This is a genomic window from Streptomyces silvisoli (genome assembly GCF_029269905.1).
Lineage (GTDB): Bacteria > Actinomycetota > Actinomycetes > Streptomycetales > Streptomycetaceae > Streptantibioticus_A > Streptantibioticus_A silvisoli_A.
In genome coordinates this window covers 102,475-127,276 of record NZ_JARJBC010000002.1, presented here as the reverse complement: position 1 = coordinate 127,276, position 24,802 = coordinate 102,475, and the positions used below count along the sequence as shown (strand labels likewise).

The 24,802-nt window shown below is 71.9% G+C and carries 23 protein-coding genes and 3 tRNA genes; 13 read left to right on the top strand and 13 right to left on the bottom strand.

Annotation, left to right across the window (positions count from 1 at the left end; translation table 11 throughout):
• Positions 1-78: 78 nt before the first annotated feature.
• Both P3G67_RS03565 and P3G67_RS03560 read left to right on the top strand, forming a co-directional pair.
• Positions 79-978: an SGNH/GDSL hydrolase family protein gene (locus P3G67_RS03565; protein WP_276092137.1), complete on the top strand. Its 900-nt coding sequence runs from the start codon at positions 79-81 to the stop codon at positions 976-978.
• 32 nt (positions 979-1,010) lie between these two features.
• The gene (locus tag P3G67_RS03560; RefSeq protein ID WP_276092136.1) at positions 1,011-1,430 is read left to right on the top strand and encodes a TIGR03668 family PPOX class F420-dependent oxidoreductase; all 420 of its coding nucleotides are present in this window, start codon (positions 1,011-1,013) and stop codon (positions 1,428-1,430) included.
• Here P3G67_RS03560 and P3G67_RS03555 read toward each other — a convergent pair.
• The 4 genes from P3G67_RS03555 to P3G67_RS03540 all read right to left on the bottom strand — a co-directional run bounded on the left by P3G67_RS03555 (position 1,420) and on the right by P3G67_RS03540 (position 4,793).
• The gene (locus P3G67_RS03555; RefSeq protein WP_276092135.1) at positions 1,420-2,058 is read right to left on the bottom strand and encodes a DJ-1/PfpI family protein; all 639 of its coding nucleotides are present in this window, start codon (positions 2,056-2,058) and stop codon (positions 1,420-1,422) included. The genes P3G67_RS03560 and P3G67_RS03555 overlap by 11 nt on opposite strands.
• 21 nt (positions 2,059-2,079) lie before the next feature.
• On the bottom strand, positions 2,080-3,027 hold the full coding sequence (locus P3G67_RS03550) for a GlxA family transcriptional regulator (protein ID WP_276092134.1): 948 nt from the start codon (positions 3,025-3,027) through the stop codon (positions 2,080-2,082).
• Positions 3,028-3,231: 204 nt separating this feature from the next.
• Complete coding sequence (locus P3G67_RS03545) at positions 3,232-3,660, bottom strand: organic hydroperoxide resistance protein (RefSeq protein ID WP_276092133.1); 429 nt, start codon at positions 3,658-3,660, stop codon at positions 3,232-3,234.
• Positions 3,661-3,773: 113 nt separating this feature from the next.
• Entirely contained in the window at positions 3,774-4,793 is a 1,020-nt protein-coding gene (locus tag P3G67_RS03540; RefSeq protein ID WP_276092132.1) for an NADP-dependent oxidoreductase, read from the bottom strand.
• Between the two features lie 112 nt (positions 4,794-4,905).
• On the opposite strand from P3G67_RS03540, the gene P3G67_RS03535 reads away from it, so the two are divergent.
• Positions 4,906-5,334 carry a MarR family winged helix-turn-helix transcriptional regulator gene (locus P3G67_RS03535; RefSeq protein ID WP_276092131.1) on the top strand — a complete coding sequence of 143 codons (429 nt, stop codon included), beginning with the start codon at positions 4,906-4,908 and terminating at the stop codon, positions 5,332-5,334.
• 117 nt (positions 5,335-5,451) lie between these two features.
• On the opposite strand, the gene P3G67_RS03530 is transcribed toward P3G67_RS03535, so the two are convergent.
• Together P3G67_RS03530 and P3G67_RS03525 are read right to left on the bottom strand one after the other, a co-directional pair.
• Positions 5,452-5,724, bottom strand: a complete 273-nt coding sequence (locus P3G67_RS03530) for a GlsB/YeaQ/YmgE family stress response membrane protein (RefSeq protein ID WP_276092130.1) — start codon at positions 5,722-5,724, stop codon at positions 5,452-5,454.
• Positions 5,725-5,906: 182 nt separating this feature from the next.
• Positions 5,907-7,199, bottom strand: coding sequence for an MFS transporter (locus P3G67_RS03525; protein WP_391858204.1), 1,293 nt, complete (start codon positions 7,197-7,199; stop codon positions 5,907-5,909).
• 178 nt (positions 7,200-7,377) lie between these two features.
• Here P3G67_RS03525 and P3G67_RS03520 point away from each other — a divergent pair, with 178 nt between their 5' ends.
• Both P3G67_RS03520 and P3G67_RS03515 read left to right on the top strand, forming a co-directional pair.
• Positions 7,378-8,070 carry a class F sortase gene (locus P3G67_RS03520; RefSeq protein ID WP_313879555.1) on the top strand — a complete coding sequence of 231 codons (693 nt, stop codon included), beginning with the start codon at positions 7,378-7,380 and terminating at the stop codon, positions 8,068-8,070.
• 90 nt (positions 8,071-8,160) lie between these two features.
• Positions 8,161-10,707, top strand: coding sequence for a phosphatidylglycerol lysyltransferase domain-containing protein (locus tag P3G67_RS03515; protein WP_276092129.1), 2,547 nt, complete (start codon positions 8,161-8,163; stop codon positions 10,705-10,707).
• A gap of 192 nt (positions 10,708-10,899) precedes the next feature.
• Here the strand turns inward: P3G67_RS03515 and P3G67_RS03510 are convergent, their stop codons facing one another.
• Together P3G67_RS03510 and P3G67_RS03505 are read right to left on the bottom strand one after the other, a co-directional pair.
• Positions 10,900-11,355, bottom strand: a complete 456-nt coding sequence (locus P3G67_RS03510) for a MarR family winged helix-turn-helix transcriptional regulator (protein ID WP_269854101.1) — start codon at positions 11,353-11,355, stop codon at positions 10,900-10,902.
• A 45-nt stretch (positions 11,356-11,400) separates the two neighbouring features.
• A complete protein-coding gene (locus P3G67_RS03505) occupies positions 11,401-12,840 on the bottom strand; it encodes an MFS transporter (protein WP_276092128.1) in 1,440 nt (479 codons plus the stop codon).
• Between the two features lie 279 nt (positions 12,841-13,119).
• Here P3G67_RS03505 and P3G67_RS03500 point away from each other — a divergent pair, with 279 nt between their 5' ends.
• From P3G67_RS03500 to P3G67_RS03475, 6 genes are read left to right on the top strand one after another with little or no spacing between them, the layout of a single operon-like run.
• The gene (locus tag P3G67_RS03500; RefSeq protein WP_276092127.1) at positions 13,120-14,475 is read left to right on the top strand and encodes an ATP-binding protein; all 1,356 of its coding nucleotides are present in this window, start codon (positions 13,120-13,122) and stop codon (positions 14,473-14,475) included.
• The gene (locus P3G67_RS03495) at positions 14,472-14,894 is read left to right on the top strand and encodes a roadblock/LC7 domain-containing protein (protein ID WP_391858188.1); all 423 of its coding nucleotides are present in this window, start codon (positions 14,472-14,474) and stop codon (positions 14,892-14,894) included. Before P3G67_RS03500 ends, P3G67_RS03495 begins: the two co-directional genes overlap by 4 nt.
• Positions 14,891-15,244 carry a DUF742 domain-containing protein gene (locus tag P3G67_RS03490; protein WP_269854098.1) on the top strand — a complete coding sequence of 118 codons (354 nt, stop codon included), beginning with the start codon at positions 14,891-14,893 and terminating at the stop codon, positions 15,242-15,244. Before P3G67_RS03495 ends, P3G67_RS03490 begins: the two co-directional genes overlap by 4 nt.
• Positions 15,222-15,821 carry a GTP-binding protein gene (locus tag P3G67_RS03485; protein ID WP_276092126.1) on the top strand — a complete coding sequence of 200 codons (600 nt, stop codon included), beginning with the start codon at positions 15,222-15,224 and terminating at the stop codon, positions 15,819-15,821. The genes P3G67_RS03490 and P3G67_RS03485 overlap by 23 nt, the downstream gene beginning before the upstream one ends.
• A complete protein-coding gene (locus tag P3G67_RS03480) occupies positions 15,818-17,332 on the top strand; it encodes a cytochrome P450 (protein WP_391858187.1) in 1,515 nt (504 codons plus the stop codon). Before P3G67_RS03485 ends, P3G67_RS03480 begins: the two co-directional genes overlap by 4 nt.
• On the top strand, positions 17,269-18,417 hold the full coding sequence (locus P3G67_RS03475; protein WP_276092423.1) for a cytochrome P450 family protein: 1,149 nt from the start codon (positions 17,269-17,271) through the stop codon (positions 18,415-18,417). The genes P3G67_RS03480 and P3G67_RS03475 overlap by 64 nt, the downstream gene beginning before the upstream one ends.
• Positions 18,418-19,071: 654 nt before the next feature.
• Here P3G67_RS03475 and P3G67_RS03470 read toward each other — a convergent pair.
• The 3 genes from P3G67_RS03470 to P3G67_RS03460 all read right to left on the bottom strand — a co-directional run bounded on the left by P3G67_RS03470 (position 19,072) and on the right by P3G67_RS03460 (position 19,464).
• A tRNA-Ile gene (locus P3G67_RS03470) sits at positions 19,072-19,148 on the bottom strand.
• Between the two features lie 165 nt (positions 19,149-19,313).
• Positions 19,314-19,386 (bottom strand) — tRNA-Asn (locus tag P3G67_RS03465).
• A 5-nt stretch (positions 19,387-19,391) separates the two neighbouring features.
• Positions 19,392-19,464 (bottom strand) — tRNA-Asn (locus P3G67_RS03460).
• Between the two features lie 210 nt (positions 19,465-19,674).
• Between P3G67_RS03460 and P3G67_RS03455 the strand changes: the two genes are divergently transcribed.
• Positions 19,675-19,974: a YtxH domain-containing protein gene (locus P3G67_RS03455; protein WP_276092125.1), complete on the top strand. Its 300-nt coding sequence runs from the start codon at positions 19,675-19,677 to the stop codon at positions 19,972-19,974.
• A gap of 27 nt (positions 19,975-20,001) precedes the next feature.
• A complete protein-coding gene (locus P3G67_RS03450; protein ID WP_276092124.1) occupies positions 20,002-21,459 on the top strand; it encodes an FGGY family carbohydrate kinase in 1,458 nt (485 codons plus the stop codon).
• A gap of 99 nt (positions 21,460-21,558) precedes the next feature.
• Here P3G67_RS03450 and P3G67_RS03445 read toward each other — a convergent pair whose 3' ends face one another.
• Together P3G67_RS03445 and dnaG are read right to left on the bottom strand one after the other, a co-directional pair.
• A complete protein-coding gene (locus P3G67_RS03445; protein ID WP_391858186.1) occupies positions 21,559-22,815 on the bottom strand; it encodes an RNA polymerase sigma factor in 1,257 nt (418 codons plus the stop codon).
• A 95-nt stretch (positions 22,816-22,910) separates the two neighbouring features.
• Positions 22,911-24,800 carry a DNA primase gene (dnaG, locus tag P3G67_RS03440; RefSeq protein WP_276092123.1) on the bottom strand — a complete coding sequence of 630 codons (1,890 nt, stop codon included), beginning with the start codon at positions 24,798-24,800 and terminating at the stop codon, positions 22,911-22,913.
• Positions 24,801-24,802: the final 2 nt, after the last annotated feature.

The following is a 24,802-nucleotide window of genomic DNA, read 5'->3' as shown; positions in this document are numbered from 1 at the left end:
CTACCGTGCACCGTCCTTTCGAGGGTGACGTACCGTCGGGCTCAGACAGATATCACCCGGTCATCCGAGAGGACAACGATGCGAGAGGCCCAAGGTCGCGGCAGGACACGCGGACGGTGGGCCGGACGCGGTGTCTCGGCCGTCCTCGCCGCCGCTGTCCTACTGCTCACCGGCTGCGCAACGGGCAGCTCGGGACCGCCGCACGCGCACGGCAGCCCGACTCCGCCAGGGCACCCGCACCCCGCGTGGAACCCGCACCCCGAGTCGGTGGCCGCGCTCGGCGACTCCATCACCCGTGGCTTCGACGCCTGTTCCCTGCTGGCCGACTGCCCCGAGGTGTCCTGGGTGACCGGCACCCGCTCCGATGTCGCCAGCCTGACCGGAAGACTGCGGGGCTCCCGCGTGGGCGGTTCCTGGAACTTCGCGCGGACCGGTGCGCGAATGGCCGAGCTGCGTGACCAGATGGCCCAGGCGGCGCGGCAGCGGCCCCAGTTGGTGACGGTGCTGATGGGTGCCAACGACGCCTGCGCCCGCTCGGTGGACGGGATGACGCCGGTCGCCGAATTCCGGGACCAGTTCACCGCGGCGATGGAGGCGCTGCGCCGCACCTCACCGAAGACCGAGGTGTACGTCTCCAGCGTTCCCGACCTGCTCCGGCTGTGGTCCGTCGGGCGGCGGAACCCGGTGGGCAGGGAGATATGGAAGCTGGGCATCTGCCCGTCGATGCTGGCCGACGCCGCCAACACCGGTCCCGACGCCACGGCCCGACGCGCGGCGGTACGGGACAGGGTGGTGGCGTACAACGGCGCGCTGGGCGAGGTGTGCGGACGGTACCCGCTGTGCCGGTACGACGGCGGCGCGGTCTTCCAATACGCCTTCGGCACGGGCGAGTTGAGTACCTGGGACTGGTTCCACCCCAGCGCACAGGGGCAGGCGCGACTGGCCCGGCTCGGCTACGCCGGGGTGACCAGGAGCTGATCCGGCGGGCCGGGGCCGGGTAGCCTCACGGCATGCGACTGCCCGAGGACGAGGCGTGGCGCCGGTTCGCCGCCGCCAGGGTGCTGCGGCTGGCCACGGTCGACGAGCGGGGCCGCCCGCACCTGGTCCCGGCGGTCTTCGCCGCGGTCGACCGTACGGTGTCCATGGCGGTCGACCACAAACCCAAGCGCCACCAGGACCTGCGGCGGCTGCACAACATCCGCGCCACGCCCCAGGTCTCGCTGCTGGTGGACCACTACGAGGAGGAGTGGCGCCGCCTGTGGTGGGTACGGGCGGACGGCACCGCACGCGTCCTGGCCGAGGGCGAGGACCGTACCGAGCCGGTCCAGCGGCTGGCCGCCAAGTACCCGCAGTACGAAGGCCGGTTGCCGCAGGGACCGGTCATCGTCGTCGCCGTCGACCGGTGGACCGGCTGGGCGTTCAGCGAGTAGCGGTGTACGGGCGCCACTCGGCCAGCAGGTCCTTGGCGGCCTGCGGCGCCTTGTCGGGTGCTCCCGCGTCGAACGGCGGCTGCGGGTCGTACTCGATGAGCAGCTGCAACGCCTCGGCGTGGGTGCGGTCCGCGATGCGCTCCACCAGGGCGAGGGCCATGTCGATGCCCGAGGAGACCCCGGCGGCGGTGACGATCCGGCCCTGGAAGACGGTGCGTCGCGGGGTGTACGTGGCGCCGTAGGACTCCAGGATGGCCCCCGCGCTCCAGTGGGTGGTGGCCTCCAGGCCCCTGAGCAGCCCGGCGGCGGCCAGCAGCAGCGAGCCGGTGCACACCGAGGTGGTCCACTGCGCCAGCTCGTGCAGCCGGCGGATCTGCTCCAGCAGCGGTTCGTCGTCGAGTCGGCGGCGGGCACCGGGACCGCCGGGGACCAGCAGGACGTCGCAGGAGTCCAGGTCAGCCAGCGCGGCCTCCGCGAGCAGCGCGGGGGTGCCCCCGTCGGGGCGTACCGGCCCCGGCCGCTCGGCGGCGAAGACCACCTGCGCGTCCGGCAGTCCGTGCAGCACCTCGTACGGGCCGATCGCGTCGAGTGCGGTGAAACCGTCGAAGACCGGGATGACGATGCGCATGGGCGCTCCTTGTGCGGTGGTTCAGCGGACGGTGGAGAAGTGCTGCCGGTACTGGCCCGGGGTGACGCCGAGGGTGTGCTTGAAGCGTCGGTGCAGGGTCTCGGCGGCGCCGAAGCCGCAGGCCCTGGCGATCGCGTCGACGGTGATGTCCGTGGTCTCCAGCAGCGCGCGGGCCGCCTCGACCCGCACGGTCTCCACGTAGGCGGCCGGAGTGCGGCCGGTCTCGGCGCGGAAGACCCGGGTGAAGTTGCGTTCGCTCATACCGGCCCTTTCGGCCAGCACGCGGATCGTCAGGTCGTCGGCGAGATGGTCGGCGACCCAGGCCTGAAGCTCGCGCAGCGGCTCGCGGGTCGGCCGCTGCGCGGCGAGCTGGGTGCTGAACTGCGCCTGACCACCCGGGCGTTGGACGAACATCACCAGTCGCCGGGCGATGGTCCGGGAGACCTCGGACCCGTGGTCCTCCTCGACCATGGCGAGCGCCATGTCCATGCCGGCGGTCACTCCGGCGGAGGTCCATACGTCACCGTCGCGCACGAAGATGTGGTCCGGGGTGACCGTCACTTCCGGGTACTCGCGGGCCAGCGGTTCGCAGTACGCCCAGTGGGTGACGGCGCGCCGTCCGTCCAGCAGCCCGGCCCGGGCGAGCGGGAACGCGCCGGTGCACACGGAGGCGACGCGGCGGGCCCGGCCTGCGGCGTGCCGCAGCCAGCCGATGAGCGCCGCGTCGTCAGCGGCCTCCCGGTACCCGGGGCCGCCGACGACCACCAAGGTGTCCAGCGGTCCCCCGCACCGCTGGACAGTCCCTGTGGGCACGACCTCGACCCCGTGGCTGGCCCGCACCGCCCTCTCCCCGGAGGCGACGACCTCGACCGCGTAGCCCCCGGCCTGCCCGAAGACCTCATGCGGCCCCGTCAGGTCCAACACCTGGAACCCCGGATAGACGAGGAAGACGATGCGGCGCTGTGTCACCCGTCCATGCTCACGGCCGTCCGGCAATGGCGGCAAGGCCACGGATATGACGATCCCGGCCACGACCGCAGCCGCGGAGCCCGGGCGGGGGGCCGCGGGGATGTGGAGGCGAACCCTGTAACCGGCCGGCGCGGTGCGCACGGTTGAACAGGTAAGGGGCGTGCTCCATGGAGCACGCCCCTTACCCCCGCGATGAGCTGACCGTCAGTCGACGGACAGGGTCACCTCGATGTTGCCGCGCGTCGCGTTGGAGTACGGGCACACCTGGTGCGCCTTCTCCACCAGCGACCTGGCGGTCTCGGCGTCGACGTTCGGAATGGACGCCGAGATGTCGACCCGGAGGCCGAAGCCGCCCGCCGCGGTCTTGCCGATGCCGACCTTGGCGGTCACCGTCGAGCCGGAGATGTCCGCCTTCTCCTGGCGGGCGACCACGCCGAGCGCGCCCTGGAAGCAGGCGCTGTACCCGGCGGCGAACAACTGCTCCGGGTTGGTCCCGGCGCCACTGCCGCCCATCTCCTTGGGCGGGTTGACCACGACATCAAGCTTGCCGTCGTCGCTGGAGACCCGGCCGTCCCGGCCGTTCTCCGCGGTCGCCACGGCGGTGTAGAGCACGTCGATGGACTGGATGGACATGCGCAATATCCTCCTGGTGGTGCGCCGCGACTCGCGCCCACGGTCGCGACGGTCTGGTGCTGAGCCTAGGCGAGCGCGGCGGGCGCCGCGCGACACCCCCCTGGCCGTCCGGGTCAGTCGGCGAGCTTGACGACCATCTTTCCGGTGTTGTCACCGCGCAGCAGGCCGAGGAACGCCTCCACGGCACTGTCGATGCCGTTGACCACGGTTTCCCGGGAGTGCACCTTGCCCTCCCGGAGCCAGCCGCCGACCTCCTGGATGAACTGCTCCTTCAGGTCGCCGTGGTCGGCGACCAGCAGTCCTTCGAGGCGCAGCCGCTTGCCGATGACCAGCGCCAGGTTGCGCGGGGCGGCGGGCGGCTCGGTCGCGTTGTACTGCGCGATCATGCCGCAGATGGCGGCGCGGCCGTGCACGTTGAGCGAGCTGATCGCGGCCTCCAGGTGCTCGCCGCCGACGTTGTCGAAGTACACGTCGATGCCGTCCGGGGCGGCCTGCTTGAGCTGCTCGGCGACCGGGCCGCTCTTGTAGTTGAACGCCGCGTCGAAGCCGTGCTCCTCGACCAGCGACTTGACCTTCTCGTCCGACCCGGCCGAGCCGATGACCCGGGAGGCGCCCTTGAGCTTGGCGATCTGGCCGACCAGGCTGCCCACCGCGCCGGCGGCGCCGGAGACGAAGACCGCGTCGCCCTCCTTGAAGGCGGCGACCCGCAGCAGTCCGGCGTAGGCGGTCAGCCCGGGCATGCCCAGGACGCCGAGGTACTTGGACAGCGGCGCGGCGTCCGGGTCGACGGTCGTGGTGTGCTTGGCGTCCAGCACCGCGTACTCACGCCAACCGAGCCCGTGCAGCACGTGGTCGCCGACCTTGAGGGCCTCGGCCTCGGAGGCGATCACGACACCGACGGCTCCGCCGTCCATCGGCTGGTCGAGCTGGAACGGCGGCGTGTAGGACTTGACGTCGTTCATCCGGCCGCGCATGTACGGGTCGACCGACATGTAGAGGTTGCGGACCAGCACCTGACCGGGGGCGAGCGCGGGGATCGCGCTCTCACGCAGAGCGAAGTCGGTGGGCTTCGGCCAGCCCTGCGGGCGGGCGGTCAGGTGCCATTCGCGGCTGGTCGTGGGCAGTGCAGACATGGGGGGTGCTCTCCTTCCGCCACGGCGTGGCCGCCAAGGCAAAGGTTCAGGTTCTGAATAAACCATGCTCCTGGATATTTCATGTTGTCAAGTAAATGGGTACCCTGGTGCCATGGCAGCACGTATCGATCCCCTGACCCGGGAGGTCGTCGACCTCATCGGCACCGTCGTCTCCCGCTACTACTCGGAGTACGACGCGGCAGCGAGCAAGCACCAGCTCACCGGCGCGCAGGCCCGGGTGCTGGGGCTGCTCGCCCTCGAACCGCTGCCGATGCGGCGGATAGCGGAACAGCTCAAGTGCGAGCCGTCGAACATCACCGGGATCGTGGACCGCCTGGAGGCCCGCGGCCTGGTCGAACGCCGCCCGGATCCGGCCGACCGACGGGTCAAGCTGGCCGCGGCGACGGCGGAAGGCAGGCAGACATACGAGCGGCTGCGCTCCTCGCTGGAGTTCGCCCGGGAGCCGCTGGCCCAGCTGTCCGCCGCGGAGCGGACGGCCCTGCGGGACATCCTGCGGCACATGCTGGGCCTGGAGGCCTGAGCCCCCGGGCTGGGCCGCGGTGGGTCCGGCGCCGCCGGGCCACGCCATGAGGGTCGCCCGCCACCGCGGCGCTCGTTTGTTGGGGGCAGGCCCCCGAACCCCGTAGGGCTCGTGCGGCTAGCGCCGTGCGCGGGAGTTGCCGAAGAGGACTCGGTAGATGATCAGCAGGATCAGCGAGCCCGCGATGGCGGCCACCCAGGTCTTGAGGTCGAAGAACTGGTGCGGAATGGGCCGGTGCAGGAACTTGGCGGACAGCCACCCGCCGAGGAACGCACCGGCGATGCCGGTGAGCGTGGTACCCACGAGGCCGCCCGGATCGCGTCCGGGCAGCAGGATCTTGGCTATCGCCCCGGCGAGCAGTCCCAGTACGATCCAGCCGACGATACCCATGTTGCTGCCCTGCCTTCTTCTCTTCGTTGCGCGCGGCCACGGAAATACGGCCACACCCCCACAGACGCGACGGCCAGTGGCCGCGGTTGCCATGACCGTCTGCCCGTAATCCGCCTGTTCATGCGCCGTGGCGAACTCGGCACGCGGGGCGGTCAGTTGGCGTGGCGCCGCCGAACCCGGCCCTACGCCCGGGGCGTTCGGGCGTCGTAGCGGGCGAAGCCCGGCCAGCGCAGGGCCAGTAGGCCGAGCACCAGCACGCAGGCGAGACCGCCACCGACCACCGCCACGGTGGGCGAGGCCAGGTTGGCGACGGAACCGGCGAGGAAGTCGCCGAGCCGGGGGCCGCCCGCGACCACCACGACGAAGACGCCCTGCAACCGGCCGCGCATCTCGTCCGGCGTCGCCGCCTGCAACATCGTGCTGCGGAACACCATGGAGACGGTGTCCGAGCAGCCAGCCACCGCCAGGAACACCATCCCCAGCCACAGTTGCCGGGTGAGCCCGAAGACGGCCACCGCCGCGCCCCAGGACGCCACCGCGCACAGGATCGCCAGACCGTGCCGGCGGACCCGACCGAGCCAGCCGGAGAACAACCCGCCGAGCACCGCGCCGATCGCTGGCGCCGCCACCAGCAGGCCGACGGTCCGGGCACCGCCGCCGAACCACAGCGCCGCCACGGCCGGGAACAGCGCCCGGGGCTGAGCCAGCACCATGGCCGCCAGATCGGAGAAGAACGTCATCCGCACATTGGGCCGGGTGGCCAGGAAGCGCAGCCCGTCACGCACCGAGGCGCGCCGCCGCCCGACGTCGGGGCGGATGGCGGGCAGCCGCCACATGGCGTAGAGCGAGGCGGTGAAGGCCGCCGCGTCGATCAGGTACGCGGCCTGGTAACCCCACAGGCCGACGATCAGGCCGCCCAGCGACGGCCCGGCCATCAGGCCGAGATTGCTGGTCAGCGACTGCAACGCGTTGGCCGCGGGCAGCGCCCTGGCGGGCAGCAGCCGGGGGACCATCGAACTGCGGGCGGTGGAGTTCACGGCGAAGCAGATCGCCTGCGCGGCCACGATCGCGTACAGGAACCACACGTGGTGGAAGCCCACCAGCGCCGCCACCGCCAGCGCGACGGACAGCGCGGTGGCCCCGCCGGCGCTCGCCAGGCCCAGCTTGCGGCGGTCGACGGTGTCCGCGACCGCGCCGCCGTAGAGCCCGAAGACCACCAGCGGCACCAGCGAGCACAGGCCCACCAGGCCGACGCAGAAGGTGGACCGGGTGACCGCGTAGACCTGGAGCGAGACCGCCAGCGCGGTCATCTGCTGGCCCATCCAGGAGATCGTGTTGCCGAACCACAGACGGCGGTACGCGGTCGATATCCGCAACGGCGTCAGATCGGCGAACAGCCGGGGCCGCACGGTACCCGCGTCCGGCGCGTCGTCGGCCGACGGGCCGTCAGAGGGGCCGTGGGCCCGGTCGCGTATCGAAGTCACAGGTCACGCTAGCAATCCGGGTCCGGCGTGCTCCGTACGGGTTCCACGTATGTCCGCCGCGCACCGTTCGGCAGATTGTGTGATCCTCTGTCAGATAACGGGTCAGATGCCGGATTCCCGCACCGGACCCTGGAACATTCCGACAAGGCAGCCATTCACGGAGGTCGCCATGGAACGCTCCCAGGACTTCGAGCCCGCAGGACCCGCCGAGCCCGCCGGCCGGCAGCCGCGTCGCGCCCCTTCGAAACCGGCCGTCGCCGCGGCGCTGCTGGCGCTGCTGGCGGGCGCGTGGCTGATGCACGACGGATCGCAGTCGAGCCAGCCGCCCGCTCCCAAGGCGTCCGACGGTCTGCCCCCGGGGCGGCACGGCGCCGTCTCCTCCACGCCGACCGTCCCGCCGATGCCGAACTCCGCGCCGCGGCGGGTCCGCATCCCGGCCATCCACGTGGACGCGCCGCTGATGAACCTCGGCATCGGCGCCGACCACGAACTTCAGGTGCCGCCGGACAGCGACCGCAACCTGGCGGGCTGGTACACCGGCAGCGCCCAACCCGGCGCCCTGGGCGCCGCGGTGCTGGCCGGGCATGTCGACACCATGGCGGGCCCCGCGGTGTTCTACAACCTCGGCTCGCTGCACAAGGGCAACACCGTCGAGGTGGCCCGCGCCGACCACCGCACCGCGGTGTTCACCATCTACGGCATCGAGGTGTACGCGAAGGAGGGCTTCCCCACCGAGAAGGTGTACGCCGGCACCCCGGCCCCCGAGATCCGGCTGATCACCTGCGGCGGCGGATTCTCCAGGAAGACCCACAGCTACACCGGCAACGTGGTGGTGTACGCCCGACTCACCGGCACGAGATAGTCCCGACCGGACGGGTTGGACGCGCCGGAGGGCCCCGGCGTACGGTGCCTGCTCGCGCCGCGCGGGCAGGACGGGAGATGGTACGGAACCATGTGGCAGTGGTTGGTGCACGCCTACACCTCCCGGATCGTACGGACCGGGCGGCAGCCGCTGTTCCTGCTGCTGACCGGTCTCGTGGGCTCGTTCGTGTTCATCCGGTTCAGCGTGCGGATGATCCGGCGCGGGGTGCGCTGGTGGCCGGGGAACGTCGCGCCGGGCGGACTGCACATCCACCATGTGGTGTTCGGCCAGGCGATGATGCTGCTCGGCGGCGTCGGGGCGTTCACCATCCGCCCGGACTCGTCGCTGGCCCGCAACGTGCTGGCGGTCGTCTTCGGTGTCGGCTGCGGCCTGGTGCTGGACGAGTTCGCGCTGGTGCTGCATCTGGAGGACGTGTACTGGAGCGAGGAGGGCCGCAAGTCGGTTGACGCGGTGATCCTCACCGTCGCGATGATCGTCATGCTGCTGCTCGGCTGGGTGCCGTTCACCGGGTTCACCGGCCCACAGGCCGTCAGCAACCTCAGCACCGTCGCGGTGTTGCTGGTGTTCGTGGTGATCTGCCTGCTCAAGGGCAAGGTGTGGACCGGGCTGCTGGGCGTGCCGCTGCCGCCGCTGGCGGTGATCGGCGCCATCCGGCTGGCCCGGCCGACCAGTCCGTGGGCGCGTTGGCGCTACTACTCCCGGCCGCGCCGACTGGCCCGCGCGGAACGGCGGGACGCCCGGTTGCACCGGCGGCTGGACGCGGTGCGCACCCGACTGTACGACGCGCTGGCCGGTGCGCCGCATCTGGAGCGCCCGCAGGTCAGGGCCGCCGAGATGGTGCGCAAGGCACTGCCCACCCGGCCGTCCACCGCGGATCTGGGGCCGTCCAGGCTGGAACGCTGGGTGCGCCCGCTGAGTTCGCCGTGCGCCACGGCGGTGGTCTGGTACCTGCGGCTGGCGGCCACCTTCGACGTGGTGGCGGGCCTGATCGCCCCCTTCCGCAACCGGGTGCACCGGGCCAACAGCGGGGACTTCTTCACTCCGTTCCTGGTGACCGCGGGCTTCACGGCGGCGGCACTGGCCGCGCTGCTCGCGGTGATGCTGCGGCGCCGCAAGCGGGCCGCGTGGATCGTGGCGCTGGTGCTGTCCACCGGCAACGCGGCTTTGTACTGGCTGGCGTTGGGGGTGGTGCCGGAGGTCCGGGCGCATCCGTTCAACTGGGCCTCGGCCGGGCTGACCACCGCGGTGCCGCTCGCCCTGCTGATCGCCGAGCCGGTCTGCCGGGTGCGCGGGGAGCGCGGCAACATCGCGCGCGGGCTGGCCTATCTGGTGCTCGGCGGGGTGGTGGCGGCGGGGCTCGGCACGGTGCTGGTGCACCAGACCGACCATCCGCCGACGGCGGACTGGGCGGCCTGCTTCCGCTACGCGGTACTGCGGATCTTCACCGTCTCCATGCTGGTCGACCTGCCGGAGATCAGCGTTCCCGGCTGGACCGACCTGCTGATCAACGTCATCAGTGTGGCGTTCTTCCTCCAGGTGCTGCGGGCCTTCTTCCGCTCGCCGCGCGGCCGGGCCCGCCTGCTGCCGGAGGACGAACTGCGGCTGCGCACGCTGCTGGACGAGTTCGGGGACCTCGACTCGCTCGGCTACTTCGCACTGCGGCACGACAAGTCGGCGTGCTGGTCGGCGGCTTACGACGCGGCCGTGCTCTACCGGGTGGCCAACGGGGTGGCGATGGCCTGCGGGGATCCGGTCGGCGATCCGCGCGGCTGGCCGCAGGCGATCGAGACCTGGCTGAAGGTGGCCCGTACCCACGCCTGGGTTCCGGCGGTGACCGGGGCGAGCGAGGCCGCCGCGGCGGCGTACGAGCGGTACGGGCTGAAGGTGCTGGCGTTCGGTGACGAAGCGGTGGTCGGCGCTGCCGGGTTCAGTCTGGACGGCGACGCGATACGGCCGCTGCGGCGGGCGCACGAGGTGATCCGGGCCGCCGGTTACACGGTTGTGGTGCGGCGGCACCGGGACATCCCGGGGCCCGAGATGGCGCATCTGGTGCATCTGGCGGACGCCTGGCGGCACGGCACGTCGGACCGGCTGTTCACCATGGCGCTTGGGCGGTTGGGCGCCGCGGCGGACGGTGACTGCGTGCTCGTCGAGTGCCGTGACCCCAATGACCGCACCTGCGCGCTGCTGAGTCTTGTGCCCTGGGGGCGGACGGGGCTGACGCTCGACCTGATGCGGCGCGACCGCGAGTCGTCCGGGGAACTGGTTCCCTACATGATCGCGGAACTGCTGCTACGGGCCCGGTCGGAGGCCGCACCGGTGGCCGGGCTTGAGCGGGTGTCGCTGAACTTCACGGTGTTCCACACCGCTGCGGAGCATGGGGGGCCGGGGACCGGGTGGGTCTTCCGGGTACACCGGGGCATCGTTCAACTGCTGGCGCGAAAGCGGCGGTTGGAGTCTGTGCAGCGGGTGAACGCGGTGTTCCATCCGCGGTGGCAGCCGAGGTACCTGCTGTACGAGCGGGCGACCGAGCTGCCGAGGATCGCTGTCGCGAACGCGGCGACGGAGGGCTTCCTGACCACACCGCGCCTGGGCCGCGGCACGCTCCCCGGGTAGGTCCCCCACCCGAGGGGCCTGCCGGGGCGTCCCCGCAGCCGACAACGCGGGCGGAGCCAGCAGCCACACCGGCGCGCACCCGGCCCACAACCGGCAGAGCGCAACGGCAGGCGAAGGCCGACGTCAAGCGGGTGGGCGGGCGGGGGCCCGCAACGCCAGCGCAGGCGAACCGGCGAACGGGCGGGCAGCCCCCTAGCGATCCGTCTCGTCCAACTGCTCCGCAAGCCGGAACAACGCCGGAAGCGCCGCCCGCACAACCTCCCGCTCCTCCTCGTCCAGCGCCCCCAACGCGGCGTCCAACCGCCGCTCGTGCGCCTCGGCCCATGCCGCCAGCTGGGCCCGCCCGGCGTCAGTGAGGGACACCGCGGAGGCCCGCCGATCGGCGGGGTCCACCGCGCGGGCCACCAGACCCGCATTGATCATCTGGCCTATCAGGCCGGAGACCGTACTGGTGGCGAGCCGCTGCCGCGTCGCCAGATCCCCGATCCTCGCGGGCGAGTGCTCGGCCAGCACCTGCAGCAACTCCACCTGCGCCATGGGCAGTTGCTCCCATGGGTAGTCGGTACGTATCGACGCCCGCAGCGCCCGCCGCAGCCGGGTGACGGCCTCGGTGAGCAGTCGGGCGTCCTGACCGGGCGCTGGCGTCACGGCCTGGGGCTCAGGGGATCGGGGCTGGGGCGGCATGACTAGACCCTAGTTGCTGCGGCCTGCGGCTCGGCGCGGGCTGAACCACGCCGCCACCACCGCCAGCACCGCGGCGCCGAGCAGCAGTACGACGGCCAGCCGCGCCCCGTACTGCGCGGAAAGGTGCAGCGCGAGGGTCACCAGCGCCACCCCGAGCGCGGTGCCGAGCCCACGCGCCATGTTGACCAGGCCACCCCCGGTACCGGAAGAACTGCTGGGTACCGCCCCCATGATCAGCGTGTTGTTGGCGGGCGTGAACACCCCCAGCCCCAGCCCCAGCACCGCCAGCAGCGGCGTCAGCCACACCTCGTCCAACGGCACGGCGAGCAGCGCCGCCAGCGTCCCGGCGCACAGCGCGGCGCCGAGCAGGCACCGCCCGCGGTCGCTCATACCGCGCGGCAGCAGCCGGTCCGCACCGGTGGCCGCCACCGCGAACCCGGCGGGTAGCGCGGTCAGCACCAGCCCGGCCGCCAGTTCGGAGGAGCCCGCGCCGGTCAGTACCACCGGCACCAGGACCAGCGGCCCGAACAGCACCAGATAGCCGCACAGTGCCCCGGCCAGCCCGGCCGCCACCGCCCGCAGCCGGAGCAGCGCCAGATCGAGCAGCGGTGCGGCGGCCCGCCCCTGCCGTACGGCGAAGCCCCAGCCCGCGGCCAGCGCGACGGCGAACAGCACGGCCGCGCCCCAGCCGGGCACGGCGAGTCCCGAGGCGGCGGATACGCCGAGCAGCCCGGCGGTGGAGGCCAGCGCCAGCAGCGCGAGCCCCGGCCAGTCGAAGCTGCGCACCCGGTTGCGGCCGCGCGTCCTGGGCAGCAGGTAGTGGCCCGCGACCAGCGCCACCAGGCCTATCGGCACGTTGATGCCGAACACCCAGCGCCAGCCGAGGGTGGAGACCAGGGCGCCGCCGACGGTGGGGCCCAGCGCCAGGCCGAGCGCCTGGGCGGCGGCCTGCACGCCCAACGCGGTCCGCATCCGGTCGCGCGGCGCGCTGGTGGCCACCAGCGCCACGCTGTTGGCCTGCATCATGGCCGCGCCGACCGCCTGCACCACGCGGAAGCCGATGAGGGCGCCGAGCGTGGGCGCCAGGCCGCAGGCCGCGGAGGCGGCGGTGAACACCACGAACCCGTAGAGGTAGAGCAGCTTGCGCCCGTGCGCGTCGGCGAGTCGGCCCACCGGAACCAACAGGGCGACCAGCGCGAGCAGATAGGCCAGCGAGACCCATTCGACCGCGGCCAGCGGGGCGCGGAACTCGGTGCGCAGACTGCCGTAGGTCAGGGTGACGATGCTGGCGTCGAGTTGCCCCATGAAGGCGCCGAAGCACACGGTGGCGACGGCCAGCCACCACGCGCCGGGCCGGTTGCGTATTCGGTCCGGCCGGGGGCGTTCATGCAGCAGGAACGCGGGCCAGGGACGGCGGCGCGGCGGCGCCGGGGTCAGCGGACCGCCCATGGCTCCTCCTCTCCTCACGGCGTGGTGTCCGACACCGCCAGGTTACATCGGTCTCCGAAATATTCTGCCGCCGATATATGACGGATACAGGAAGTCGCGGGTCAGTCGCGGACCGCGACCTCGCAAGCACCCCTAGCCCACCCCTAGCAACCCCTACATCACCCCGAATACCGCAAGTGATAAGGCGGTTGACCATTCGCTTCTCGCTCAGACGTGCGGTGGCCTTGGGTAAGATCCGCCGCACAGGCCGTGATCCCCCGCCCCCGTCCCGAGGATCTGATGACACGACACATACCGGAGGCGGTGTTCTGGTGCCTCCTGGCCGGTGCACTGGCCGTCGTGGTCCTGCTGATACGCCAACGGCAGATCAGTGCCCGGTTGCGCCGAACCGTCGCCTCGCTGGAAGACAGCGTGCGCTCTCGCGACGAGGAAGTCCGCCATCTGGCCACCGTCAGACTCCCCGCCCTCGTGGAGGCCGGACCGCACCAGCCCGCCGGAGCGCCCGGACTGCTGCACGGACACCTCGCCGGGTCCGACTACGCGAACAGCCTGAAGACGGTCTCCGACCTGTTCAGCCGGGCCGCGCAGAACGCGCAGGCGCGCGCCGACCAGTCGGCGAAGGCCGCGCTGATGGCCTCCATGCGCGCCCTGCAAGGCCTGGCCAACGAACAGCAGTTGGCCATCTCCGAGATGCAGGAGCGGCACGACAACCCCGACGTGCTGCAGGACCTGTTGGCGATCGACCACACCAACTCCCAGTTCGGCCGCCGCGCGCAGGCCATCTCCGTACTGTGCGGCTCCTGGCCGGGCCGCCAGCGCGCCGCCTCCTCGCTGGAGGACGTGGTGCGCGGCGCCACCTCCCGGATCCGCGACTACCGCCGGGTCGAGGTGCACGCCCAGGTCGACGTCGCCGTGGTCAGCCGGGCCGTCGAGCCGGTCGTGCTCACCGTCGCGGAGTTGCTGGACAACGCCGCCCGCCACTCGCAGCCCAACACCACGGTGCAGGTCAACCTGCAACCCGCCCACAACGGCACGGCCATCGTCATCGACGACGCCGGTGTCGGCCTGATCGAGCAGGAGATCCGGCGCGCCACCGAGTTGTTGACCGGTGCCGGGCAGAGCGTGGACATCACCCGGCTCGGCGACCCGCCGCAGTTCGGCTTCGCCGCCATCGGGGTGCTCGCCGCGCGCTACGGGTTCAGCGTCTCCGTCGACACCCGCTCCCCGTACGGCGGGGTGCGGGCGGTGGTCTTCCTGCCCAGCGCGCTGCTCACCCAGTCGCCCGACGACAGCGCCGACTCGGTGCGCACCCGTCCGCCGTCCACCGCCAGGCACGCGGCGCCGAAGCGCCCGACCGGCCCGGTGACGGTCCCAGAACGCCTTCCGGAATACGACGGCCCCCACCCGTCGGGCGCCGAGCCGACCCCCGTGTACGCCTCGACCGCGGGCGGCCTGCCCAAACGCCGCCGCAGGCAGCCGCTGGCCGAACCGGCCGCGGCGGCCGAGCGGCCGGCGCCCGAGGCCCCGCAGGGCCGCTCGGCGCAGGACGCCGCCGCGATCATCGGGGCGTTCGCCCGCGGCACCCGGTCCGGCCGTGCCTCCTCATCGGACCACGAAGGGAATCCCCACACATGAACGGACTGCACGAGACCTCCAACGACCGGCTCGGCTGGATGCTGGACGACGCACTGGCCGTCCCCGGCGCCCGGCACGCGATCCTGCTCTCCGCCGACGGAATGCTGCGGGCGCACTCCCAGGGCATCAGCCGGGACGAGTCGGAGCGGCAGGCCGCCGCGCTGGCCGGGCTCCAGTCGATCAGCCGCTCCACCGCCGAGTTCTGCGACGACCCGGACACCGGCTGGCGGCAGACGCTGATCGAGTTCGTGGACGGGTTCGTCTTCCTGGTGGCGGCCGGTCCCGGCGCGTACCTCGCGGTGTCCGCCGCCGCCGATGTGGACATGGAGGCGGTCACGTTCCGCATGCACAAGCTGGTCGACCGGTTGGGCAAGGAGTTGACCAGCCCGCCGCGGCAGGACGTCGGCAGGACCGCATGACCTCGCCGGGCAAGAGGCGGGGGCTGGTGCGGCCGTACGTCATCACCGACGGGCGCGCCCACCCGACCCGCAACACCCTCGACCTGGTCACCCTGGTGATCGCCGCCGGCGGTGCGACCGGCGGCTTAAGCCCGGAGAAACGCCGCGTCATGGAGCTGTGCCGGGGTGGCTCGCTGTCCGTCGCCGAGGTGGCGGGGCATCTGCGGATCCCGGTGAGCGTCACCAAGGTGCTGCTCAGCGACCTGGTGGACAGCGGCCACATCATCACCCGCTCCCCCATACCGTCCGCCGAACTCCCCGAACCCGAGATCCTCCAGGAGGTCCTCGATGGGCTCCGCGCTCGCCTCTGACGGCGTCTATCTGCCCGAGACGGTGCGGACCGCCGTCAAGCTGCTCGTCGTCGGGCACTTCGCCGTGGGCAAGACCACGTTCGTGGGCACCCTGTCGGAGATCCGGCCGCTGCGCACCGAGGAAACGATGACCCAGGCCGGTGCGCTCACCGACGACCTGGCGGGCGTCCCGGACAAGACCACCACCACGGTCGCCATGGACTTCGGCCGACTCACCCTCAACGACCACCTGGTGCTGTACCTGTTCGGCGCTCCGGGCCAGCGGCGCTTCACCCAGCTGTGGCGGGACATGACCTACGGCGCGCTGGGCGCCCTGGTGCTCGCCGACACCCGGCGCCTTGAGCACTCCTTCGACGTGATGGGCCTGCTGGAGGAGCACGGCCTGCCGTACGCGGTCGCCGTCAACCACTTCGACGGCGCGCCGGCGTACGCCGAGGAGGAGTTGCGCGAGGCACTCGACCTGCTGCCCGAGACCCCACTGGTGACCTGCGACGCCCGCGACCGCAGGTCGTCCACCGAGGCACTGATCTCGCTCGTCCAGTACCTGTACTCCCGCAACCGCCAGGAGAGCGCGTGACCATCCGTCCCCCGGACGACGCCCTTCCGCCCCCCGGCTGCCCGGCGCACCAACCCCGGCAGTCCGCCTATCCCACGTACCCCACCGGGTCCGGCGCCACCCCGCTGTACGGCGCCGACTTCGCCCGCGACCCCGGCCGGGTCTACGACGGGCTGCGCCGCCAAGGCCCCCTGGCACCGGTGGAGTTGGCGCCCGGCGTCGACGCCACCCTCGTCCTCGGCTATCACGCCGCGCTGCATGTGCTGCGCAGCACCGAGACGTTCGGCAAGGACGCCCGGCGCTGGCGGGCGCTGGCCGAAGGGCGGGTGTCACCGGACAACCCGGTGGTGCCGATGATGACCTGGCGGCCCAACGCCCTCTACGCGGAGGGCGATCGGCACCAGCGGCTGCGCGGTGCCATCGACGACGCCCTGGCGAAGGTCGACCCGCATGCGCTGCGGGGCTATGTGGAACGCAGCGCCGACGCCGTCATCGACCGGTTCGGCCCGACCGGGCAGGCGGACCTGCTCGCCGACTACGCCCGGGTGCTGCCCCAGTTGGTGATGAACCAGATCTTCGGCTGCCCGCCGGAGCTGGGCGAGCGGATGATGGAAGGCCACCAGGGGATCTTCGACGGGGTGGACGCGGAGAAGGCGGACGCGCTGCTCACCGAGACCCTGATCACCCTGGTCGCGCAGAAGCGGAAGCAGCCGGGAGCGGACCTGATCTCCTGGCTGATGGCCCATGAGGCGCGGCTGACCGACGAGGAGATGATCCACCAGCTCGTCGTGCTGATGGGCGCGGGCAACGAGCCGATGCACAACCTGATCGCCAACGGCCTGCGGCTGCTGCTGGCCGACGACCGGTTCGCCGGAAGCCTGGGCGGCGGCGGTCTGCCGGTGGAGGACGCGCTCGACGAAGTGCTCTGGACCGACCCGCCGATGGCCAACTACGGCGTGCACTACCCGTTCTACGACACCGAGGTGGCCGGGTACCCGCTGCGTGAGGGCGAGCCGGTGGTCATCAGCTTCGCCGCCGCGACCACCGACCCAACCCTGGCCACCGACCACCGCTCAGGCAACCGCGCCCACCTCGCGTGGAGCGCGGGACCGCACTCCTGCCCGGCCCGGCGTGAGGCGCGGATCATCGCCTCGGTCGCCATGGAGCGGCTGCTCGACCGGCTGCCGGACATCGAACTGGCCGTTGCGGCCGAGGAGTTGCAGTGGCGGCCGGGCCCCTTCCAGCGGGCGCTCACCGCGCTGCCGGTGCGATTCCCGCCGGTGGCCGCACCGCTGCCACCGGCAGTACCGGCGACGCGCTCGACGCCTTCCGCCCGCGAGCCGATCCCGGCGGCCGTACCCGTTTCGCCGTCCGCCCTGCCTGACGAGACCCCTGGAGACAGACGTTGGACAGCCAGCCCCATGTCATCGACCCCGCAGGCCGCGACATCGCCGGAGAAGCGGCCAGGATCGCCCAGCACGGGCCGGCGACGCGGGTGGAGCTTCCTGGCCAGGTGGTGGCGTGGTCAGTAGGCCGCATCGACCTGCTCAAGCGGCTGCTGACCGATCCGCGGGTGTCCAAGGACTCCCACCAGCACTGGCCCGCCTTCGTCAGCGGTGAGATCCCGCCGGACTGGCAGTTGTTCACCTGGGTCGCGGTGACGAACATGTTCACCGCGTACGGCGACGACCACCGCCGGCTGCGCAAGCTGGTCGCCCCGGCGTTCACCGCGCGGCGTACCGCGGCGCTGCGGCCGCGGATCGAGGAGATCACCGCGGGGCTGTTGGACCGGCTGGCCGCCGTGCCGGACGGCGAACCGGCCGATCTGCGCGAGGAGTACGCGTACCCGATCCCGATCCAGGTGATCTGCGACCTGTTCGGCGTCCCGGACCACCAGCGCGATCCGCTGCGCAGGGCGGTGGACGGGGTGTTCGCCACCACCAACACACCCGAGCAGGCGCTGGCCAACTACAACCTGATCTACCAGATCCTGCGGGAGCTGGTGGAGATCAAGCGGGCCGAGCCGGGCGACGACATGGCCAGTGTGCTGATCGCCGCCCGCAACGAGGACGACGGCACCCGGCTGAGCGAGGACGAACTGGTCGACACCCTGCTGCTGGTCATCAGCGCCGGGCACGAGACCACCGTCAACCTCATCGACAACGCGATCCACGCGCTGCTGACCCACCCCGAGCAGTTGGCACTGGTCCGCTCCGGCCGGGCCTCCTGGGACGACGTGATCGAGGAGGCGCTGCGGTACCGCGCTCCGGTGGCGCACCTCCCGCTGCGGTACGCGGTGGAGGACATTGAGCTGGAAGGGGTGCGGATCGCCAAGGGCGAGCCGATCCTGGCCAACTACCAGGCGGCGGGCCACCACGGCGAGCGGGCCGACGCGTTCGACGTCACCCGCGCCGACAAGGAGCATCTGGCGTTCGGGCACGGTGTGCACTTCTGCCTGGGCGCACCGCTGGCCCGGTTGGAGGCGGCCATCGCGCTTCCGGCGCTGTTCGAGCGGTTCCCCGATGCCCGACTGGCGGTACCGGCCGAGGAGTTGGAGACCGTGCAGTCGTTCATCTCCAACGGGCATCGCGCACTGCCGGTCCTACTGGGCGGTTGAGAGCGACCGGCGCGGCTCGGGCACGGGCTGCCCGGGCCGACTCTTCCAGGCCAACGCCACCGGAATGCTCCGGCCGACTGTCAGACGTACGTAGGCGCGCGGTCCCCGGCCCCAGGTGGCGGCGTCCACCCTGAGGGGCCGACTACGCCAAGTGGGGACCGTGCCGCCCAGCTCCAACTGCCACTGATCCCGTAGGCCCGTAGAGGCCGCCCCAAAGGCCCGGGGCCGCCGCACGGCGGCCCGGCCCGGCGCGGAACTCCTGGGCGACCCGAGGACCGCGCTCGACCTGGGGCCGCCGGAGGGCGAGAACGCGGCCTTCCTGGCCCGCGCCGGCGTCGAGGTGACCGCCGTGGGCTTCTCGCCCGTGCAGGTCGACCGGTCCCGCGAACCGTGACCTGACGACATAGAACGGCCCCGTCCGCGTGCGTTCCCCCGTCGCGCGGGCGGGGCTTTCTGCCGCGTGGGCTCGTAGCGCCGAGGCGACCGTTCGAGGAGGTTGACGCGGTTACGCCGTCGGGAGACTGGACCGTGATCGTTTGCACTCCGGCGGAGCATCGGCGGAGCTAACGATCTTCGAGTGCCCCCCGGAGCCATCCGGGGGACCTCTCGGCGTGGCTCCATCGCAGGTGAAAACGGTTCTGCACGATGGAACCCTGGTGGGGCGTGTGGGACTCGAACCCACGACCGACGGATTATGAGTCCGCTGCTCTAACCGGCTGAGCTAACGCCCCGTACGGCGTGCCGTGCTTTGCCGTGCACACCGTCTGCCGCAGCATAGCCGCTCATACGATCTGTCGCCCTCACGGGTCACACACGCACGCCTGGGAGGACTTCACCCGCCGGGGATCGGTTCCCAACCATACGAAAAGGACCCCTAACGGGGTCCTTGAGTGGTGCTCCCCCGACTGGACTCGAACCAGTAACCTGCCGGTTAACAGCCGGCTGCTCTGCCAATTGAGCTACAGGGGACCGAGCTCCCCCGACTGGACTCGAACCAGTAACCCTTCGGTTAACAGCCGAATGCTCTGCCAATTGAGCTACGGAGGAATGCTCTGTGTGCCTCGAACGCACCCGCATCCGGGCCTCCCCGGCGGCGTGCGCTCGCTGCGACACATACATTAGCGCAAGCAGGGGGGTGCTCCGCCAACCGGTGTCGCCGGGGTTGTCGCACGGCTACAGCGGGTAGGCGCCGAGCGCCGAACCGTTGCATGCTGGCGAAGCGCACCAGGTACGCCAGAACGAGGGAAGGGTGGAGCCATGCGCTATCGGCTGACGTTCATCGCCGGAGCCGCCGTGGGCTATGTGCTCGGCGCGCGCGCCGGGCGGGAGCGGTACGAACAGCTGCGCAAGACCGCCCGGCGCATCGCGCAGAACCCCGCGGTGCGGAACACCGTGGAGTCAGCGGGCCAGCAGGGCATGGAGCTGGTCGGGAAGGCCGCCCACAAGGTCTCCCACCGGATCGACGGACGACTGCCCGCCTCGGTGACCGAACGGTTGCGCTCGCTGCGCGAGCAGCGGGCGCCGGGCGAGGACGACTGGGGCACCAGCAACACCTGATCCCTGGATACGGCATGATCTGGCGCTATGGGGATAGTCGCCGGTTTGGACAGCTCGACCGCGGGAACCACGGTCGTCGTATGTGACACCGACACGGGTGCCGTGCTGCGGCAGGGGTATGCCCCGCACCCCACCGAGGGAGACGGCAAGCAGACCGAGATCGACCCGCAGGCCTGGCTGCTCTCGCTGGGCGAGGCGGCCAAGGACGGGCTGCTTGAGGGGGTCCAGGCGATCGGCGTCTCGGGCCAGCAGCACGGGCTGGTCGCCCTGGACGCGGGCGGGGTGCTGGTCCGTCCGGTACTGCTGCGCAACGACCGGCGGGCCCAGGTCGCGGCGGCCGACCTCACCGAGGCGCTGGGCGGGCCCGGGGGCTGGGCGGAGGCGGTCGGCTCGGTTCCCGAGGCCGCCTATCCGATCTCCAAGCTGCGCTGGCTCGCCCAGCACGAGCCCGCCTCGGCGCAACGCACGGCGGAAGTACTGCTTCCGCACGACTGGCTGGTGTGGCAGCTGCTGGGCCGTCCCGCGCGCCGCATCACCGACCGGGGTGACGCCTCCAGCACCGGCTACTGGTCGGCGGCCACCGGCGGCTACCGCACCGACCTGGTGGAGCTGGCGCTCGGCCACCGGGTCCGGCTGCCCGAGGTACTGGCACCCGCGGAACCCGCCGGGCACACCCCCGAAGGGCTGCTGATCTCCGCCGGGACCGGGGAGAACATGGCGGCCGCGCTCGGCCTGGGCCTCGGTCCGGGCGACGCGGTGGTGGCGCTGGGCGCCTCCGGGACCGTGTTCGCGGTGCACCACGAGGCGCTGACCGACCCGTCGGGCCTGATCACCTCGCTCGCCGACGCGACCGGCCACCACCTGCCCGTGGTGCAGACCCGCAACGCGGTACGGGTACTGCGCGGCGCCGCCGATCTGCTGGGCACCGATCTGTCCGGCCTGTCGGAGCTGGCGCTGCGCTCCACTCCGGGGTCGTACGGGCTGGTGCTGCTGCCGTACCTGGAGGGCGAGCGCACCCCGCAACTTCCGCACACGGCCGGTCTGTTGGCGGGGCTGCGACGCGAGAGCATGAAGCCAGAACACCTCGCGAGGGCCGCGTTCGAGGGAATGCTGTGCGGGCTCGCTGACGCGCTGGACGTGCTGCGCGGGCGCGGGGTCGCGGTGCGCCGGGTCTTCCTGCTCGGCCCCGCCGGTGAGCTGCCCGCCGTACAGGCGATGGCGCCCGGCCTGTTCGGGGTGCCGGTGGTGGTGCCACCGCCCGCCGACTACGCGGCGCTGGGCGCGGCCCGGCAGGCGGCCTGGGCGCTGGGCGCCCAGCGGGGTTCGGTGTCGCCGCAGGAGCCGCCGCACTGGGCGTCCGCGGTGCTCTCGGGGAGCCGGGGGGCCGAGCCCGGTGCGGACGACCTGGCGGTCGGCTCCTCCGTGAGGCAGCAGTACCGGGCGGTACGGGACCAGACGCATCCGGGGGCGTTCGCGGCTCTCTAGCGCCTTGCGGCATCGGCCGGTTCGGACACCGCCAGCCCGCGGCCTCGCGGCCGCTCGCCGTCGCGGGGGTCGAGGGGCAGGACCGCAGGCCCCAGCGCATCAGTCCAGATATCCCCGCAACTGGTCGGCGAACGCGTGGTCGCGGAGCTTGTTGAGGGTCTTGGACTCGATCTGGCGTATCCGCTCACGGGTCACGCCGAAGATCCTGCCGATCTCCTCCAGGGTGCGCGGGCGGCCGTCGACCAGCCCGTAGCGCAACTGCACGACCTTGCGCTCGCGTTCACCGAGCGTGGACAGCACGGCCTCCAGATGCTCGCGCAGCAGCAGGAAGGCGGCGGACTCGACGGGGGACGCCGCGTCGCCGTCCTCTATGAGGTCGCCGAGCGCCACATCGTCCTCCTCGCCGACCGGCGCGTGCAGCGAGACCGGCTCCTGGGCGAGCCGCAGCACCTCGGTGACCCGCTCCTCGGTGAGGTCGAGTTGGGCGGCGACGTCGGCGGTCGCCGGTTCGAAGCCGCGTTCCTGCAGCAGGCGGCGCTGGACCCGCACCACCCGGTTGATCAGCTCGACCACATGGACGGGGACCCGTATGGTGCGCGCCTGGTCCGCCAGGGCGCGGCTCATGGCCTGGCGGATCCACCAGGTCGCATAGGTGGAGAACTTGTAGCCACGCGCGTAGTCGAACTTCTCAACCGCCCTGATCAGGCCGAGGTTTCCCTCCTGGACGAGATCGAGCATGGTCAGCCCGCGCCCCACGTAGCGCTTGGCGACCGAGACGACCAGTCGCAGATTCGCCTCGATCAGGCGGCGCTTGGCCATCCGGCCCTGCACCACCAGCTGGTCGAGATCGCTGGCGAGCCGTGAGTCCAGGTCGGTGGCGCCGCTCAACTTCTCCTCGGCGAACAGTCCGGCCTCGACCCTGCGGGCCAACTCCACCTCCTCCGCGGCGGTCAGCAGCGGAATGCGGCCGATCTCCCGGAGGTACTGGCGGAACAGATCGGCCGACGGCCCGGAGACCTCGGCCGGATGAGCACGTTCCGGCTCCGGCTCGTCGCTCTCGTCGCTCTCGTCGATCAGCGGCTCGGTCTCGGGGTGCGCTGCCGCATGGCTCTGCGCGGGCACCCGCTCCGGTGCGGGCTCCAACTCAGGTTCCACGGGGACGAGTTCGACAGCACTGTCGGCTTGGGGGGCGAGGATCTGCGTCTGCACAGGAACGGCCTCCACACTGAGCGCGGTCACGGACTCGGAGGCGTGCGGCAGTGGAACGGTCGCGGCCCCGCCGCTGTCCGTCCGGGAGTGCACCGTGAGCGGATGGCCGGGGGGTTCTGGCGTTCCGCGCTCCGAGGACTCAGGCACCGGACCCAGTGTGCGGTACGAGACGCCTCGACTACGAGGGGTGTGCGGTCAGTTTCTTCGGTTCTCGTTACCCGCAGCGCTCGCACGGCTACGATTCACAGGCCCGCGGCACCCTGGTCGCGCAGCCGGTTGCCGTACTGCTGCAGCGCCCACAGCTCGTTCTGCACGGCGCCGGTCTGGGCGGCGTCGGCCCGCGGGCCGAGCCGGGCGAGGTTGGCGCGCAGCTCGCTCTCCCGCCGCTTGACCGCGGCCAGCCGCACGCTGACCAGCACCTCTCCCGCGTAGATGTCGGGCGCCTTGTGCATCACCGGCTCGACGGCCAGCTCGGTGACCATCGCCCGCACCGAGTCGTCGGGCACCGCGTCCCTGACCCGGGTGAGGTAGTCGCCGTCGGCCGCCGCCACTCCCCCGGCCTCCGCGACGGCCCGGCGCACCGCGGCGTAGGGCGCCGCGGTGAACTCGTCCTCGCCGTAGGCGTCGAAGGCCGGGGCGACCAACTGGGGGTGCTGTAGCGCCAGTTTGAGCAGCTCGCGCTCGACGCGGTGGTGCGGGCTGCGCAGATCGAGCCGGGGGCCGGTGGGCCGGGGCGCGGGCTGCGGCCCGGCGGGCGCGGAACGGGCGGCGGGGCGCTGCCGGTCCGGCTGACGGCCGCGCTCGCGCTGCCAGCGGGCGAGTTGGCTGACCCGGCGGACCACGAAGTCCACCTCCAGGATGCCCAGCATTCCGGCGAGTTGGACACCGTACTCGTGCTGGATGGCGGCGTCCTTGATCCCGGCGACGATGGGCGCTGCCTCTTCCAGCGCCGCCGCGCGGCCCTCGGCGGTGTCCAGGTTGTGCCGGGCGACGGTGGACCGGATGGCGAAGTCGAACAGCGGCAGCGCCTGGTCGACCAGGTTGCGCACCGCCCCGTCGCCCTCGGCCAGCCGCAGCTCGCACGGGTCCATGCCGCCGGGGCTGACCGCGATGGAGGTACGGGCGGCGAACTTCTGGTCGTCCTCGAAGGCACGCAGCGCGGCGCGCTGGCCGGCGGCGTCCCCGTCGAAGGTGAAGACCACCTGTGAGCCGGAGTTGTCCATCAGCACCCGGCGCAGGATCTTGATGTGGTCCTCGCCGAAGGCGGTGCCGCAGGTGGCGATGGCCGTGGTGACGCCCGCGAGGTGGCAGGCCATGACGTCGGTGTAGCCCTCGACCACCACCGCGCGGCCGGTCTTGCCGATGTCCTTCTTCGCCAGGTCGATCCCGTAGAGGACGTGGGACTTCTTGTACAGCGGGGTCTCGGGGGTGTTGAGGTACTTCGGCCCGTTGTCGTCCTCGCGCAGCTTGCGGGCGCCGAAGCCGATCACCTCTCCGGTGATGTCGCGGATCGGCCAGATCAGCCGGCCGCGGAACCGGTCGATGGGGCCGCGGCGGCCGTCGCTGGCCAGTCCGGAGAGCAGCAGCTCCTTGTCGGAGAAGCCCTTGCCGCGCAGGAAGCGGACCAGGTGGTCCCAGCCCGCCGGGGCGTAGCCGACGCCGAAGTAGGCGGCCGCCGCCTGGTCGAAGCCGCGCTCGGCGAGGAACTTGCGGCCGATCTCGGCCTCGGCGCCGCCGAGCTGGTCGACGTAGAACTGGGCGGCGACCTTGTGCGCCTCCACCAGCCGGGTGCGCTCGCCCTGCTGGCGGCCGGGGGTGTAGCCGCCCTCCTCGTAGCGCAGGGTGATGCCGGCCTGGGCGGCCAGTCGCTCGACCGTCTCGGCGAAGGAGAGGTGGTCGAGCTTCATGACGAAGTCGAGGGTGTCACCGCCCTCTTGGCAACCGAAGCAGTAGAAAAGCCCCTTACTTGGACTTACCTGAAAGGAGGGGGACTTTTCATCATGAAAGGGACATAGTCCCTTGAGGTTGCCGCCACCCGCCGGACGGAGTTGAAGGTACTCGGACACCACGGCGTCGATCGGGACCGCGTCCCGAACCGCCTTCACATCCTCATCCCGGATCCTGCCCGCCACGA